Genomic DNA, 17923 nt, shown 5'->3' with positions numbered 1-17923 from the left:
TACTCCTTAGTACAAAATTTGTCAATAATGCTTATGATGTTCTATAAATAAAGTTGACACCCTGGCTAATTTTCCTCGTTAAAAGTCCCCATCAAAAAATTCTGATGGGGACTGCATTTACACACTATACACTTTGTAGCTTACCTAAAAAATTAACTCTCCTGGTTTGTATCCACTAGGTAATTCTTCTTCACTTAAAAATTTGAAGTTATCATCACTCAATATTGGTAAGAACGCTTCATATGGTATCCTGGAAAACTCACAGGCATAATTACTAGCTCCGAACCATCTTTCCTCTTTACTGCTCAAATTTAAATCTCTAGCAAATTTTGTATGGTTCGAGCAATCATGAACTGCTAAATCCCAATTTTCCTCATCAGCTATTTTCATAAATTTAAGAGTTAATTCCCTACTCCAAATGGGAGATATGTACCCCTGTCTAGAAATATACATATTTTCTTCGCTATAATTGTATATGTTGTTATCATTTAAATGTAGTTCTGCACAATTGATAAAATCTAGTTTTGTATCTAAAATTGCTTGCTTTTTCTTCAAAAATTCTTCGAAAAACTCAGGTGTCATTGGAGTTTCAATACCTACATTTTGAATATATTTTTTGGCTATTTTAATATTTTCAATAACCTTGTCCGAACAATTGGCAGCCCCAAGGTTAAAGCGTATTTCATCAAGACCAGCCTCACCTAATGCTTTCAGTGTCTCTTCCGTAGCCGAAATACCATTTGTGTATAGATGCTGATAAATCCCTGCAGCTTTAAATTTCTTTATAACTGAATAGTATTTTTCAATTTCCATAAATGGTTCTAAATAAACATAGGCAACTCCAGTAGGTTTCTTTTGGATTGAAAGTAATAAGTCAATATCTTTCTCATAAAATTTTGTGCCACCAATTTCCCACATACCTTCACCAATAGGAGGAAGATTATCAAGCTCTCCATAATTATAGCAAAACTTGCACTGTGCATCGCACTTATTAGTCTTCCTTATTGCACCTAATCCAGTTCCAAATAGGCAAGAACGACATCCTTTTGAGAATTTGTTATCATTTCCTACAAAGAATGTTCTATTCTCTAAGTTTTTCAAGCCTTTTATTTGAGACATTAATATATCATTTCTATGATCAATAGTTTCCTCAATTTGTGCAAAAGTTGCATAAATAATTTCTTGCTGCTTTACCATAAGTTCCTGGTCCTCTGGAAGCATTGCAAAAAATTCAAACCACCTCAAAGCATCTTTCTTTGGTATCTTCATAATATTTCCTCCTATATTTAAACCCTAAAGATTCAGTGCAAAATAAATTCAAAAAAGATTATCACTTCTCACGGTAAATATCTTCTATGAATTCTTTTCCTTTTGTTCTTTAGAACATATAATTATTATATGGTAACATACTTTCTCTACCTCTGCAATTATCAACGTTTGAGTTTAATGAAATGCTTTTACCTGGTAATTTACTGTCCCTAAAGGTGTTAGATTGAGACGAAGTTTTCCATTTTATTCTACCCTGGGTTCCTTGTGAGTACATGCTTTTGTGGACTCACTTGCTACTAATTTAAAATTTTCAAATGAGTTTTGTAACTCACCAAACTTATTAGGCCAGACTCTAGAAAATAACCATTCTCTTAGTTCTTCTAAATTTGTTAACATCTCAACTGAAATATGCGGTTGTCCAATTGCAAGCATCCACGATGTCCAAGCATGCCAATTATTAATATCTAAAAAATCGCACCATTTATTTATATATCCTAAATAAGTTTCTTCAACTTTTTTATTATTAAATTCATCACAACTGAATTCCATTAGTTCTTTTTTTCCTTTCTTATCTTCGCTCTTAATTATTTTGACAATCTGTTCTAATATTATTTTTACACACTCATGATTTCCCTCAGGATAAATGATAGACTGTGTATAATAGTCACCTTCTAATTGCAATCTTCTATCTTTTTTTTCTTCATTTTTACATGGAATAATAGCATAGTTAGACATTCCTGATTTAGAAACTTCACATAATAACTCAATTGGTCTATCTTTTTGAAGACTACATCCTAAAAATAACATACTTTTACTTGTATAAATTTGTTTTAATGACTCAGTTAATTTAGGATTATTATAAGCTAACTCATATTGTTTCTTTGTTAATATAATTGATTCTATTGTTTCGTTAATATCCCCATGAATTTTATATAATAATAATTCATTATTTCTAAGTGCGCCATTTAACGCTTCAAAATGTCCTGGATGTGCAACCGGCAACATCAGATTATATAAACCGTATACCTTTTCAATAACTTTATCATAATTAGTAGTTATTATTAGACCTTCTTCAAAAATTGCTGGTAATAAATATGCTGGTTTATCAATAAACTGACACTTTTCTTTATGTAAATGATTTTTCGAGAAAGTTGTTTTCAATTGATTAGAAAATGATAGTTTTCCTATCTCTTTATATAAGAAGTCTGCTTTATCCTCATAGCTCATACCATTAAATTTATTTTTTTCTGAAATATCTACAAATTTATTAAAAGTTGTATTTAAAAATCCACTCCAAGACGGATAAACATCTTTAAACAACATAGATATACCTGCACCTATATATGGTACTATTGCATTAGATTTGATTTTCTCAATCAAACTATCAAAATTTATCTGATTATAAGGAGCATTAAATGCCATAATCTTTTCAAAACTCATAACTTTGTCCTTTCTTTTTATATTTTATATCTATACATTCTTATCCATTTGTAATTATAGCATTACTAGTATAAATCTTCATTAAACATTGTATTTAAAGTTTGAGTGAAGTAAAAAGTGAGTACCTATTTTATTTAATTTCTTATCAGCCACTTTACATAGCATATTTATAATTTATCCTACGCATTTTCACCTACACTTGTAACCAAACCTTCCAAATCCTTTTAACCTACACACTTTTTTATATTACCTTTCTTCCTAAACTAACCGAGGCTCGTACTCTAGCCATCTTAGTATTTTGATTTTCTATATATCCACATGTTTCTCTAAGATTTTCATTATTATGTATTTCTAACACAGTTCCATTAATACCTCTCCAAACAATAATCATAGAAAAATTCAAAGATTTTATCCCCATCATGATTGTTATAAAAATCAACCATCAAAGTATTAAACTCTAATCTATTTTTCACTTTAATATTAAATATGCCTTGGCCATTAAATATTAATATCAAATTTGCTACAAGCCTTGATGTTGTTTTATTACCATCATAGAAAAACAGATTTAAAGCACCCCAAAGAAATATATCAAAAGCTAAATCTATATTACTTTTACTTCTTTCTATTAATACTTGTAATTCTTGCTGAAAAATATTTTCTAATTCCTCTGCTTTTGGTGGAATAAAATCCGTACCACCAATTCTAACTTGCCCATTTCTAAACATACCACTTATTAAAGCTTCGTCTTTAGCCACAATTCCATTTAAAGAATTAAATAATCCTTTATTAATGTTTATCTTATCTTTCCTTACACTTTCAAAAATAAAATTCCATCCATCTCTTATTCTTAAAACTTGTTGCTCATCACTTAATTTATGCCCACCAATAGTTATCCCTTCTAGAAGGGTTTGAACTTCTGGGTATGTAAAGGGATTTCCTTCTAAGCTAGCCATATTAAAAACCATATCAGGTAATAACTTCTTAATTAGTATTATTAACCTGTTTTTATCTAAAGCTGGGCTAAAGTCCTCATAAGATTTCGTTCGTTTAAATAACATATTTATACCTCCAAGATCTTTTAAATAGTGTTAACACTATCCTATACCTTACTCCCCAATATAATTATATCACAACATGTATGATATAAAATAAATTTATCCACAACATATAGCAATCTAAAAGAAAAAGAAGAATCCCTTAATATTAAGTATGGTTAATATATTTGCTCTCATTTTTAATATGAAAACTCATAAAAAAGGCATTTCATTAAATTTTACTTTAATGAAATGCTTTTACCTAGGAATTTCCTGGCCCTAGAGGTATTAGATGGAGACGAAGTTTCCTTCTTGCTATTTGCGATTTCTAATATTTCTACTTAAGCACAATTTTCCATTTTATTCTACCCTGGGTTCCTTGTGAGGGCATGCTTTGCTGGACTCACTTGCTATATTTTTGTTTTCATAGGCTTTTCCTTTCATAATTTTACAAAAAAAGACGCTTCAACTTTTGAAACGCCTACAACGTAAAAAAGGCACTGAATAATTGTATTCAATGCCCTATTTTACGTTCCTATTCTTCTATCTTTTTTCGTCAACTGACATGTTCCCACAGTCTAGGTCTACGTCAATTACTACTGAAACATTGAAATAATCTCCTATCTCTTTATTTCGTATTTTTTCACCCTCGCTGGTAAATACAAGATGTGGGTAAAAGTGTCTAAAATTAAGGATTTCTAGCCTTAGCGTCTTTGTAGCAACACTATCGTTTCTACATGTGGAGTATAATGCTCTTAGATATTATCAAAATGCTATTATGTAAGCATAAAAGCGCCTAAAAAGGTGCTTTTATATTGTAATTCCTTTTAAAATCATCTTTTTTTGAATTGATGTCAAAATAGAATTTTCTACCTTTTCTCTATCTGTAACTAAATAATTAGTACTTAACTTCCTAATATTGTGCTTTTTATTTAAATTTAATACTTCCATACTACTTGTAACTAATGAATTACCATTAAATCTACATTGAATAAATCTATCTGTAGTATTTCCTCTACATAATATCATATCAAATAAAATTTTTTCACTTTTTAATTTCATCTCTCTTAAATCTTCTTCAATTTGTTTAATATTATCTAGTGGGTGTCTTCGTGCTTCAGAATAAATTATAACGCTATATTCTTCATTGTTAATTAATACAATTTTATAATCCTTCATAACATCACCTCCACTTTTACTACAAGGATTAATTTTATCATATTATAATGGTTTCTACAAGCTATAATATGAATCTATTATAAATAATGTGTCAATTATATATGTTCTTGCAATACCTATATTTTCAATCATAGTAGTTGTATCTTCATCATTATCTAATACTAAATCATCCCAATGACTTAGCATATGCCTAAGGTCATAATATTGGTTATATGCCTTCTCTAAATCTTTGCATTTTTTACTATTGTTAATTTCTGTCTTTATATCATTATTTAATTCATAAACTTTACTACTATTTTTATGATAAAAACTACTTATTCTTTTAGTCCTCGTTGTTACTATTCCAAATTCTTTTAAAGCATATTTAATATGTCCCTCTAGTGCTCTAAATCCAGTTAATGGTATTGCTGTGTATTCAAACATATCTGCATCAACCAAAGAATAGTATACTGCTTGATGAATACAATTTTTTAGCTTACCGTTAATTATATTATAAGAATTCGGCATATATAACTTACCTTGTTCCCTAATAGCGTCTTTATCAACTTCAAGACTATATAACTTATTGTAGCTCTTAGGTATTTCATCTAGCTCTAGAAGCTCAATAAGCATTGCCATAGCTTCATTAAAAATCAATAATGGTTTTCCTTGTATTTGAACAGTCTTTGTATTAAAATACGTTATAACCAAATCCTCATTATATATACCTTTAAGTCTATACAGTGTGGAAGTACCTTTATTTTCTGGAATAATTATATGTTCCTTTTTATAATAGTCACTTTCTTTTAATAACCCTATTATTCCTTCAAAATCTTGTTGCTCAATGTTTTTAACAACAAACCACGTATCTTTTTTTTCATTACTAATACTACAATTTAACTTTATGTAATGAGCTAAATTTTTTTTAATCTCTACACAAGTTGGAATACCACCAAAATCTTCTACAGTAGTGGTTCCATCAGTATTAAAATGAAAGTCTATATAAAAAGTTTTGGTCTTAATATCTATGTCTACTCTTCTTCTTGTCCCACCTCTATCTTTTAATTCACCGATAGAATATTCTTCAAAATATAGAGCTAAATATTTTTTTATACTATTAACTAATTTTTCTCTATATAAATTCAACGAGCTAAACTCTTTACTCATAATACTTCCCCTTTTTACATCTTTTATTCATTATTTAAAAATAATATTGTACTTAAACATCTCATTAAATACATCCTTTATATCAATATTCAAAACCTCATCATCTATAACTAATTGAACATTAATATTTTCAATGTCTGCTATTGCTTTATTATCTAATTTCCATATTTCTTTAGCTATCTTTTTTAATTTGTTATCTGTAATTGTTTGTCCTTTAAATAATATAGAACATTGATTTTTACTCTTACTTTTATCTTCTTTTTTAATAACATCACTAAATATATCTAGATAAACATTATTTAGATGATTTACCTCAGTTTTGAAATCTTCATTAATATTATCAAATTCAGATTTTGCCAGTACATCTGCCTCTTCATTGTATGTTACTCCACTGTGAGCTTTAACTTTTATAAATCTAATACTTAAATCATTTTTAATAGAATCAATAAATTGCTTATAGCTTTTAGTTCCTTCCTTATTTGTTTTCCATATCCCAGTAGCCCATTTTTCAATTCCTTCATAATCATAATGAATATAAATATCTTTTATATTATTTTTTATAGCCCATTTTATAGCTTCTATCGCTCCTAATAATTCCCCTGCCACATTTCTCATAGATAGATTTACTTCATTATTATCTCTTCCTGAAAACTTAACAATTTCATTTTTATGTAATATAACAACACCATATGAATACATATTATATAAATCTGAATAACTTCCATCTACGTAAGCTTTAGCAATATCATTGTTATTGCTTAAACTCTCTTCAACATTAATATTATTTAATGAATGTTCTTGCTTGTCCACTTTATATATACCTGTGCTATTTATAAATTTATATGCATCATCATATGATGAAAAACTTTTATATATAGCTCCTTTATATCCATCAATTTGTTTTTTACATTCATTCCAACTATCATAAATCCCTATTTTTCTTCCGTTTTTAACAGCATAAAATTTCCCCACACTCTCACCACCTTAATTTTACATATAATTATACCATTATTAATATCTCTTATTCAAGATTCTCCTATTCTTGGTTTGAGTCAAGTAAAAGTGGGCAACTATTTTATTTGATTTATTATCCATTATTTTACATGGGGTATTTATAATTTACCCTACCCATTTTTATTCTTAATTGTAACTAAGATCTCCAAATCCTTTTAATCCACAAAGTTTTTGTATTACTTTTCTTCCCAAGGTAACCGCGGCTCCACTATAAGGAATAGGTGCGGTATGTATCTTATATTCTTTAGATTTCGTACCCTTTTTATTAACCGCGGAAGCGGATAAAGGTATTTCACGAATTACAGTATCTATAACGCCCTTCGGTATAATGTTTTTATAGATCTTATCCAAGGTACTAAATAATCTATTGCTGAACTTTTCTGCTAAAATTTTAGATAAGTTATCGGCTCCATTAATAGACCAGCTCATTTTTCTACCTTTCATTCTATGTGCTAACACATCGCAAATGTTATGTTCCATAGTCCCTAATTGCCTATATTCTATCCCTTCGGGTGCCGTAGGCATAGTTATATTGTCTCTTAATTTATATGGAACTAGGCCCTCTTTATTATGTACAAAATAGTCGTATAGTTCTGTAAGCTTTTTAAAAACAACTTCATCTTTATTATTTTCTATCATCATATTAACAATTAATTCTAATCCTTCATCAACTTTTCCTTGCCTAAATAACTTAAGTAAGACTTTCTGTTCTTTTTTTATCACTTACTTTTCGAATAATTGCTTGGCTTATATGAAATGGATCCAGTTGAAAGTGTATGTCTTGATCTTCACAGCTTGCTTTTATCCACTTTGCACCATCTCCATTTAATATCCTAGTTTCTATTTCATCAACATTATATTTTTCAGCAATGGTTGCTTCCGCAACTTTTTTAAAGTGGCTAGAACTATTAAAACTTGCACAAACAGTTTTATCAATAACAACATATTCTTTTTTACTGCCTGGACGCAACTTCCACCCTGTATAAGATACTGCTAATTTAAGTTCTTTTTTTCTATTCTTACCCTTTGGTCTATCTTTTCCCTGAATGGATAACCATACCCCATCTTGCTCCTGAAATAGCACTGGTACTTCCTTTTCGCCTTTCAACGCACCTTTTTCATTTAGTTCAATCTTACGCTTTTCTAGTTCATTTATCTTTTCTCCAACCGTTTGAACTATGTTCCAAACTCCTTGAGCACTAATTTCCTGATTACACATTGTTTTTATATTTTCAGCTGTTTTTCTAAAAGATACTTCTGACACGTTGGTTAAAATAGTTTCTACAAGATTTATAGATACATTACCTATGGTGTCCATGCCTAGATACTCATCTAAAAGGAACTTAGTAGCTGTTTTACCATCTTCAAGTTCAAACTGATAGATACGTCTTGAATATTCAACATCCCCCATAATCGTTCTTAAACAAGTCTTTTTAAGTCCCTTATTTCTATATACTTTAATATCTCTTTCTTTAAGTAACTTTTTATCTAAAGCTTCCAACACATTTTTTAAAACATTGCAGGCTTCATCACAAACCATCTTATAAATCTTTTTCTCTATCTCCTTGAAAGTTAAGCCGTTTTCATTTAAACTAACATTATACATAAATTCAACTCCATTCAGTTTTGTGTTTGCAACTTAATTATAATGGATAATTTATGTACTTAGGAGATGTTTTTGCATCTCCTTTTATTTATATAGTTTTTTATACTAGTTCTGCCTACTAAAATTATACTCTAACGTTTGAGTTTAATGAAATGCTTTTACCTGGTAATTTACTGGCCCTAGAGGTGTTAGATGGAAACGAAGTTTTCCATTTTATTCTACCCTGGGTTCCTTGTGAGGACATACTACTATCTTTTAATTTTAGTATAGATCCGTATGTTTTATTTCTGAGGTTTCTCCTTATATTGTTCTATCCAATATTCATAATATGGATTATTCCAAGTTGTACCATCATAAAAGGTTACAGTTTTAACGCAAGCTAATACTTTTGATATTCCATGTGATTCATCAAGATTCCACCCTACGTCATCTCCAAACCTATCTCCTGGAATAATATTAACGTTTAAAGCATCAGAAATTGCTTCATAAGTTCCACCTGAATAATGAAATTGTGTCTTTATATGAAGTGGATATCCATTTTTATCGTATGCTAAAAAACCAATTTTCATATCCTTTACAGTTTTTTCTGATTTATTATTCACAATTACTTGCATCATGTCAGGATAAAGTGATTTATACGTTGAATCTTGAATAGATATTTTTGCACTTTCTATAATGACTAGCTGTTCACTCTCCACCTTATCAGCCTTTTCTTTTCTTTCTACTTCTAGCTTTTCTTGCTGTAATTTTTTATAAGTTTCATTTTTAGAAGTTAAATCAGCCTCATTAGGAAAAACTGCTATAGCCTCCTCCAAGGTTTCTAATGCTTTATCGTAATCTTTATTGTTTGCAAGTTCTTCTACATCTTTTAATACTTGTTCTTTATACTCTTTTTCATTATTATTAATCTTCTCTTTAGCTTTTTCATAGTTATTATCATCAGCAATTACATTTTTATATTCATTTATAGCATTTATTAAATCGTTGTTTTTCAAAAACTCATCCGCTTTTTTAAATGCAATTCTTGAATTATTAAGACCATTAATTTTATCAATTGCATTATTAACATCGGTGGATATTAATCCTGTGCTGTTAATTGTATCAAGCCTATCCTTTACCTTATTAAAATCAATCTTTTCATCTTTAAATGAATTAACAATATCCAATGATTCACTTTTTAAGAACATATTTATCTTACTTTCATTATCTGAATCACCTTTAATCTTTTTATTATAAAGTGTAGCTACTTCTGTTTGCTTATTATTTCTAATATATCTCTTATATTTAGATATGGGATTATTTAAATAAATGATTGCAGCAATTCCACAAACTATTATTACTAAAGCTGAACATAATAAAATAACATTTCTTTTGTTTATATGAAAATTTATCTTGTCTTTAAATATTTCCTTATAATTATTTTCCTTATCAACAATATCCTTTTTCATTTCATTATTATCAATAATATCACTATCTTCAATTTCTAATTTTGAACCACATTTATTGCAAAATAAACTTTTATCAGAGTTTTCACTCCCACACTTTGGACATATCATTTCTAATCTCCCCCTTTATTATTCCATGCAATTTAATTGTTTTAATAAATTATTTAAAAGGTAAATTACTATAACAAATTTACCTAGTCGATATGTAAAACCTTTCATATGTTTTCTTATACTTTTTAGTACTATTGATTATAAATATTATGAATGAATCAAATTCATCACTTGCTTGCTACCTGAAGTGCAAATTTTCTTGTGCCATAAATTAAGTACCTACATTTATACATTTTCTATGAATTTTTCAAAGCTATCTGTTTCTTTAAATATAGTTTCATTACCTAATGCTGCAAAATGTTTATATCCACATTGAATCTTTTTATATTCTCTTTCTCTTAGTTCCTCTGCCAAAATATTACCCTTGGTTTCTACTACAAAATATAGTTTTTCTATATTATCTTTTTCTATTAATACTCCCCAGTCTGGATTATAACTTCCTAGTGGTGTTAATATCTTAAACCAATCTGGTAACTTTATATACATTTTTACACTATCATTTTTCTCAAACTTTTCAGCAAACTCTGCCTCTACATCTGAGTCATAAATAATATAATCATAAACAGATTTTTCACTACCTATCATATTCTTTGATAAATATCCACTTAACTCCTCAGTTTCAAATAGTTCTTGAGCATAGTACTCGTCATCACCTACTTTTTCATACTTAATACCATCAACTATCATTAACCTCATCTTTCTTTTGATGATACTAGCTACTTCATCCATAAACTTTTGAGGATTCTTTTTAAAATCATCTAACCTTTTTGATTTTTTTAGTATCTCTACTAACGTCCTTCTTGTTAAATTTGTTTGATTTTGTAAAAACGTTATTATATCAGGTAATACAAAATTAGGTTCTTCTATATCAATGCTGTATCTATTATTCTCTTCAGTGACTGTTCCAGCTTTAGTTATATCTACTCCAGCCTTTGAATAGATTAATTTGGCTTTACTAATTATAAGACTATTTTTTATTTCTTCTACGCATTTACTTACAAGTTCATTAGAATCAAATTCAACCGAATATGTTGTCTTATATTTTATTTTATCCCATAATTCTTTAAATTCTGGACTTAAGTATCTCATTTTATTTAATTTTACTTGCTTTTTATCTTCTGCATTTTTTACATTTAAATTTCCAGCTAGTTTTTTAAGATTAGAAATTATTTGAGGCTCTATTTCTTTAAACTCCTCTGGTACCTGTACCTTTTGTTGTTTTAAATCACTTCTTAATTTATTCGTTATCTTTCCTTTATTATCTATATATTCATATTTCTTTAGATGGTCAAATATTTTTTGAGAGCTTTCTTGTTCCAAATAAGTATATTCTCCATCTTTGGATATTATAACATTAGCAAAACTATGCTTTTCAACAACACCAAATCTAATACCCTCATCTTCTTCATATTCATTTTGTAGCTTTCTAACAAAGTCTTCATAACTCTCATTGGCCATTACAGTTAAAGTGTTTACACTAAATCCATAAACTCTTTCCCCCTCTTGATTAACTGCCAGTCTAAGACCGCTACCTATTTCTTGTCTTTTTTTTGTTTCTGATTTTGTTTCATTTAGAGTGCATATTTGGAATACATTTGGATTATCCCAACCTTCTTTTAATGCTGAATGAGAAAATATAAACTTTAACTTTGTATCAAAGCTTAATAACTTTTCTTTGTCTTTCATTATTAAGCTATAGGCATCTTCATCAGCAGCCGTTGAACCATTTGTGTCTTTTAATGCTCCCTTTTTATCCTGTGCAAAATATCCATTGTGAACTAATTCAGCCTCGGTTTCTATATCCACATCATTAAATAAAGTTTTATACTTAGGATTTTGTATAGCATTTTTATATTCTTCTTCAAACCAAATTGCATACTTTCCTTTTTGCAGCTTACCCTCTTTATCTGTTTGAGTCAAGTAAAAGTAGGTAACTATTTTATTTAATTTATTTAAATGCGGTTAATACACCTGCTGTCACCTTTAGCATAAAAGTTCATAAAAAAGCACTTCATTAAGTATTAGTGTAATGAAATGCTTGTACCTAGGAATTTCCTGGCCCTAGAGGTGTTAGATGTATACGAAGTTTTCCATTTTATTCTACCCTGGGTTCCTTGTGAGGACATGCTCTGCTGGACTCACTTGCTTAATTGAACGCCTTAACAGAACATTTAAATTCTCTTATAGGGTTACAAACGGCTTTGGTAGTGAGGAAGGTTCCAACACGCACTTGGCCTTATTTGTAGCATATTACAACTTTCTTCGACCGCACTCTTACGCTTACTTTGAACCATTAAACCCCATCCCTGAGCTTGAAAGAATTTCTACCATGCCAGGAAAATGGCAAAAGTTAATTGAACTTTCACAACAACTTATAGTAAAAAATCAAGTTGTATAGATAAATCTACGATTTATCCATTGATATAATCAAATTATTTTCACCTATCAGCATTTTGTTAAAAATAAACAGTCTGAAAAGGTGTATTCTTGTTGCTCTTTTTTAATTTTCCAGAATAAATTTAAAAGTTCTGGTGAAAGAAAAAGTAATATCTCATTATTTTAGAGCACATTTTCACTTTTCAAAGTGTAATTTAAAACTAAAAAGTTTTAATCTGTTTTTTCATAGAATAGTTAACACTATCTTTGAATGGAAAGTTAAAAATTCCCCATTCTTCATTACATCAATATCTTTCCAAGCAATAATCATAGAAAAATTCAAAGATTTTATCCGCATCATGATTGTTATAAAAATCAACCATCAAAGTATTAAACTCTAATCTATTTTTCACTTTAACATTAAATATCCCTTGACCATTAAATATTAATATCAAATTTGCTACAAGCCTTGATGTTCTTTTATTACCATCATAGTAAAACTGATTTAAAGCCCCCCAAAGAAATATATCAAAAGCTAAATCTATATTACTTTTACTTCTTTCTATTAATACTTGTAATTCTTGCTGAAAAATACTTTCTAAATCATCTGCTTTTGGTGGAATAAAATCCGTACCACCAATTCTAACTTGCCCATTTCTAAACATACCGCTTATTAAAGCTTCGTCTTTAGCAACAATTCCATTTAAAGAATTAAATAATTCTTTATTAATGTTTATCTTATCTTTCCTTACACTTTCAAAAATAAAGTTCCACCCATCTCTTATTCTTAAAACTTGTTGCTCATCACTTAATTTATGCCCACCAATAGTTATCCCTTCTAGAAGGGTTTGAACTTCTGGGTATGTAAAGGGATTTCCTTCTAAGCTAGCCATATTAAAAACCATATCAGGTAATAACTTCTTAGTTAGTATTATTAATTTGTTCTTATCTAAAACTGGACTAAAGTTCTCATAAGATTTTGTTCGTTTAAATAACATATTTATACCTCCAAGATCTTTTAAGTTAAAAATTATAAACATCAATTAAAACTATTTATAATCCTCAATTCTATATTTTCAATTCTCAATTCTCTAGTCTTTTATCATTATTTATAAACTTACACCTACTCGACTTCATTACATAGGTGTAAGTTCCACTGGCCAAATATAAAATTTGGAGTCTCACTTAAATAGCAATTTAAGTGACGATCTAAATCTTCGATTTAGCTAACGGAACTTACTCCTACGTAGAGTAGCGAAGTAGGAGTTTCCTTTAGTTTATCCGATGGCTGCCATCCGTAACACCCCTCTCCTCTTCAAGGTGGGGGGGTGACGGCTGCTATGCCCCTGGATAAGTTCTTCTAAGACTCAGATGGAGAGATGTATTCCTTATAAGCAAACTCCACCTGGGTCTAAGAATCAATTGATGATACTATAAGCATCCTATATGATTTACTTTAAAACATACTTTTATTTTCTTCAATAAAGTCCTTTTGCTCATTTATATAGTCTACTAATGGTTTTACGTTCTCACTTGTAGAAGATCCTAAAGCTTTTTTATATTCACTTGAAGTTTCACCATTCATATACTTTAAACCTAATCTATTATCTAATAATTGTTTTAAATATATGAACCTTCCTATCCTACCATTACCATCTTGAAATGGATGAATTGTTTCGAATTCTAAGTGAAATCTAGCAATATCCTCTATTGTAACTTCCTCTAAAGAATAGAAGTTATTTATTAAAATATTTAGTTTATCTTCAACTTCTAAGGGGTTAGCAGTATCAAATTTAGCTCCTAATATCTTATTTTGATACTTTTTAAATACTCCTGCAAGTCCTAAATCGTACAGTTTAGTTCTATACATTAGACTACCATGCCAACTTTTTATCATATCCAAGGTTAAGTCATTGTCTATACTATCTATAACTAAATCAAAAGTATAAAATGAGTTAACTGTTTCTTGAACATCATCTAACGTATGTGTTCCAGTAACAATATTCTTTTCAAATAACATTTGCAAAGCTTCTATAGTAAAAGCGCTACTCTCTATTTTATTTGAATGGTATATAAAATCATATTTCATGAATTCATTCAATGCATTATGAATTCCCTTAGTTTGATTTAGTATTTCTAGAAATCTATTATAATCTGTTAAGTTCACCACTTTTCTATCAATCCTTCTGTGCCTATAATATTTACTATATTTTTTATTTCAATTCATGTTCAAATATACATCATTATTGAGCTTATATTCTTTCTCAATCTTCATATTCCTTCATCCTTTCCTATATGTTACTCCCTAATATAATTATATCACAATATATATTATATAAAGTAGACTTATCCACAACATATAGCAATCTAGAAGAAAAAAAGAAGAACCACCTGATATTAAGTATGGTTAATATCTTTGCACTCATTTTTAATATGAAAACTTATAAAAAAGGCATTTCATTAAATTTTACTTTAATGAAATGCTTTTACCTAGAGTTTACTGGGACGCTGGGGTGCTGGAGGAAGCAAGGTGACACTCTTGCTATTTGCGATTGCTAATATTTCTACTTAATCGCAGTTTTACATTTTATTCTACCCTGGGTTCCTTGTGAGGGCATGCTTTGCTGGACTCACTTGCTAAACTATACATAAGGGTTCCTCCTTTGTTTTAGTGATGTCTGATAACTACATTTTAACAAAGTTGGAGCCCTTTTTCTATAGTTTTTTCTTCACTTATTAGGTGAAGAACTAAAAGCAGTAAAACCTAGTGAATTCAAGCTATTGATGCTATATTATTAAATTGTTGTGAATAATTCAGGATTAATTATAACAAATTAAATAAGTGGCTTTTTTCTCGTTCATTTATTTTTAAAGATTGATAGAATTAATTAGAAAACAAGTAGTATCTTTTTTATTATTTCACATAGTTTCTGTAGATATATAAATTTTTGTAGTTTTCTTAATAAAAACTTCTACAAATTAATCTATTTAAAATATAGATTTTCTAGTTTATTAATCTATATTTAATTGGAAAAGGAAATGGAATAAATAATAAATTTTTACTTTTTTAATTATAAAACATAGTTTTTGTAGGTTTTAATATATTATTTTTCTGATATATTAAACCTAATTACATCATAATCTATTTATTGTACATCAACTATCTTAACACATAGGGCTATACATCTGGATTATATCTAGATGTATAGCCCTATCCACTTTATAGAATTTTCAAAATAACCTATTTTTCTTTTTACACCTTCTTTTTTAGTTTTACTTAACTATATTATATAATGTATTAAGACAATCTAAAATAAATAAAAGAAAAAAGGATAAAGCATAAAACACACTCTATCCTTGTAATATCAATTGTTCTGTAAATTTTTTATGAATTTGTCATAATTAGCATTAAGACAAACTCATTAATAATAAATTGAGAAAGATTAACCAGGGTAAATATATATTAAGAAATTTAACAATAAAAATAAAAGGAGGTCAAATGATGAAAACCGGAGTGGAAATAAATATGGTAGTTGAAATAGTTTAAAGGCATTAGAACTATATGAAAAAATATTTAAGATAAAACGTGTTGAGGTTTCAGATTTCCCAAAAGGTGAAAATGAAGTTATTTTTACTCTCTATGGAGTGTGTTTTCATATATTAGATTAAAATCCAAAATTTGGACTAGAAGCATCTACTATTAGAAAATGGGTGATAAGATACAATGAATCTAGTTCCTTTAATATTGATGATAATAAAGCAGAAGAGGAAAAAGATTTAATTGAACTTAGAAAAAGAGTTAAACAGTTTGAAATGGAGAATGATATTTTAAAGCAAGCTGCACTACTACTAGGCAAAAAATAGATATTATCATTTCCAATAGAGAGAAATACGGTATTAGTGCTATGTGTAGATTTTTAAATATTGAAAGAAGCTTAGTGTACTATCATTTAAATAAAGAAGATTCCACCTCTTCAAATGAAGAATTAATAATTACAAAACACATAAAGAATATCTTTAAGCGTAGTAGAAATAACTATGGAACAAGAAAGATAAAAAAGGAATTAGATAAACTAGAGTATAAAATTTCTAGAAGAAGAATATCTAGAATTATGAAGGAAAATTCTTTAGTATCTAACTACACAGTAGCTTAAAATAAAATTCATAAAACTGCCTGTAATGAGTCAACTAATTCAAGCATAGTAGATAGAGAGTTTGGCAATAGAGACAAGCTAGAAGTAGATGTAAGCGATTTAACTTACGTCAGAGTAGGTAACAAATGGAACTATGTATGTACTTTAATAGATTTATATAATAGAGAGATTATTGTTTATTCAGCAGGTGCTAACAAAAATACTGAGCTGATAGAAACTGCAATATTAAGATGTAATTATTCTTTAAAAGACATAAGTATATTTCACTCAGATCGTGGCAACGAGTATAATAATAAACTAATAGACGGCATCTTAAATACTTTTAAAATAGATAGATCTTTAAGTAGAAAAGGAAATCCATGTGATAATGCAGTGAGTGAAGCCACTAATAAAATACTAAAAATAGAATTTATATATCAAAGAAAGTTTGAGACTTTGGATAAACTACAATTATAGTTAGCTGAGCATATTTATTGGTATAATATCAAAGAATACATGGATCTTTGGATTATATGACAACAATTGAATATAGAGAATTAAATTCAATAAAACTAGGGAAAGCATCATAGATGCTAAATAAAATCTGTGTTAAGTAAGATTTTGTCTAAAAAAGCCTTTAAGCGATTAGAAATATTCAAAGATGTTAATGAGTCTAAAATATAAATTCTATTTTTTCCATATAACATAATATTTAATTCTTGATTTTTTATATGAAAATTAAATTTTTAAGTTTATGTGAAAAATAACTTCCCGAGATTAAAAGCTTTGTCAAGCTTGTTTTTTAGCTCTATAATAAATGTTGAGGGCTCCTTTTTAGGATACATCAGCATTTTTTATTTTCAAAGAAACGCTGATGTATCCTAAAATTCTTTGCAATTAAAGTAATAAGATCAAGACAAAAAGTTGATATCGGGTCAAAGTTTTTATATAACAAAGGGGTGTCATTGTAACAAATTTAAAAGAATAGTTAAATTAAATCGAAGTTTATTTTAAAATTCCAATTGATAAAATCTTCAACCAAGTCTCGAGTCTCCAGATATCCTTCCCACATATTTTTATCGATGTATTTAAAGGACATGCTAGAGACAATAAGCTCTAGTATATCCTTGTAGATAGAGTTTCTCACGAAGTACCTGATATTCTACTTTT

14 protein-coding genes and 1 pseudogene are annotated in these 17923 nt (G+C 28.5%); 2 read left to right on the top strand and 13 right to left on the bottom strand.

Going from position 1 to position 17923, the window contains the following annotated elements:
• Positions 1-144: 144 nt before the first annotated feature.
• The 11 genes from DY168_RS03970 to DY168_RS03930 all read right to left on the bottom strand — a co-directional run bounded on the left by DY168_RS03970 (position 145) and on the right by DY168_RS03930 (position 12164).
• The gene (locus DY168_RS03970) at positions 145-1269 is read right to left on the bottom strand and encodes a radical SAM protein (RefSeq protein WP_115640584.1); all 1125 of its coding nucleotides are present in this window, start codon (positions 1267-1269) and stop codon (positions 145-147) included.
• 243 nt (positions 1270-1512) lie between these two features.
• A complete protein-coding gene (locus tag DY168_RS03965) occupies positions 1513-2709 on the bottom strand; it encodes an SIR2 family NAD-dependent protein deacylase (protein WP_115640583.1) in 1197 nt (398 codons plus the stop codon).
• A gap of 241 nt (positions 2710-2950) precedes the next feature.
• Positions 2951-3112: a hypothetical protein gene (locus tag DY168_RS14615; protein WP_172556262.1), complete on the bottom strand. Its 162-nt coding sequence runs from the start codon at positions 3110-3112 to the stop codon at positions 2951-2953.
• On the bottom strand, positions 3075-3767 hold the full coding sequence (locus DY168_RS03960; protein WP_115640582.1) for a Fic family protein: 693 nt from the start codon (positions 3765-3767) through the stop codon (positions 3075-3077). Before DY168_RS03960 ends, DY168_RS14615 begins: the two co-directional genes overlap by 38 nt.
• Positions 3768-4553: 786 nt before the next feature.
• Positions 4554-4922, bottom strand: coding sequence for a type II toxin-antitoxin system RnlB family antitoxin (locus tag DY168_RS03955; RefSeq protein WP_115640581.1), 369 nt, complete (start codon positions 4920-4922; stop codon positions 4554-4556).
• Positions 4923-4976: 54 nt separating this feature from the next.
• Positions 4977-6068: a type II toxin-antitoxin system RnlA family toxin gene (locus tag DY168_RS03950; RefSeq protein ID WP_115640580.1), complete on the bottom strand. Its 1092-nt coding sequence runs from the start codon at positions 6066-6068 to the stop codon at positions 4977-4979.
• Between the two features lie 30 nt (positions 6069-6098).
• Positions 6099-7040, bottom strand: coding sequence for a ribonuclease H1 domain-containing protein (locus DY168_RS03945; protein ID WP_115640579.1), 942 nt, complete (start codon positions 7038-7040; stop codon positions 6099-6101).
• A 168-nt stretch (positions 7041-7208) separates the two neighbouring features.
• Entirely contained in the window at positions 7209-7805 is a 597-nt protein-coding gene (locus DY168_RS14920) for a hypothetical protein (protein WP_242984050.1), read from the bottom strand.
• Positions 7774-8688, bottom strand: coding sequence for a UPF0236 family transposase-like protein (locus tag DY168_RS14915; RefSeq protein ID WP_242984049.1), 915 nt, complete (start codon positions 8686-8688; stop codon positions 7774-7776). Before DY168_RS14915 ends, DY168_RS14920 begins: the two co-directional genes overlap by 32 nt.
• A gap of 281 nt (positions 8689-8969) precedes the next feature.
• Entirely contained in the window at positions 8970-10244 is a 1275-nt protein-coding gene (locus DY168_RS03935) for a DUF5780 domain-containing protein (RefSeq protein ID WP_115640578.1), read from the bottom strand.
• A 225-nt stretch (positions 10245-10469) separates the two neighbouring features.
• Positions 10470-12164 carry a restriction endonuclease gene (locus tag DY168_RS03930; protein ID WP_242984048.1) on the bottom strand — a complete coding sequence of 565 codons (1695 nt, stop codon included), beginning with the start codon at positions 12162-12164 and terminating at the stop codon, positions 10470-10472.
• Positions 12165-12360: 196 nt separating this feature from the next.
• On the opposite strand from DY168_RS03930, the gene DY168_RS03925 reads away from it, so the two are divergent.
• Positions 12361-12642 (top strand): integrase core domain-containing protein, encoded by a 282-nt coding sequence (locus DY168_RS03925; protein WP_172556261.1) that lies wholly within the window; start codon positions 12361-12363, stop codon positions 12640-12642.
• A 283-nt stretch (positions 12643-12925) separates the two neighbouring features.
• Here the strand turns inward: DY168_RS03925 and DY168_RS03920 are convergent, their stop codons facing one another.
• The gene (locus DY168_RS03920; protein WP_115640576.1) at positions 12926-13618 is read right to left on the bottom strand and encodes a Fic family protein; all 693 of its coding nucleotides are present in this window, start codon (positions 13616-13618) and stop codon (positions 12926-12928) included.
• A gap of 458 nt (positions 13619-14076) precedes the next feature.
• Positions 14077-14787: a Fic family protein gene (locus DY168_RS03915; RefSeq protein ID WP_115642409.1), complete on the bottom strand. Its 711-nt coding sequence runs from the start codon at positions 14785-14787 to the stop codon at positions 14077-14079.
• 1508 nt (positions 14788-16295) lie between these two features.
• Between DY168_RS03915 and DY168_RS03910 the strand changes: the two are divergent.
• A pseudogene (locus DY168_RS03910) lies at positions 16296-17343 on the top strand (IS3 family transposase); the annotation flags it as partial.
• Positions 17344-17923 lie beyond the last annotated feature (580 nt).

Source organism: Clostridium putrefaciens, from assembly GCF_900461105.1.
Lineage (GTDB): Bacteria > Bacillota > Clostridia > Clostridiales > Clostridiaceae > Clostridium_L > Clostridium_L putrefaciens.
Note: the sequence above shows the minus strand (reverse complement) of the source record. Positions and strands in the feature narration are given on the sequence as shown.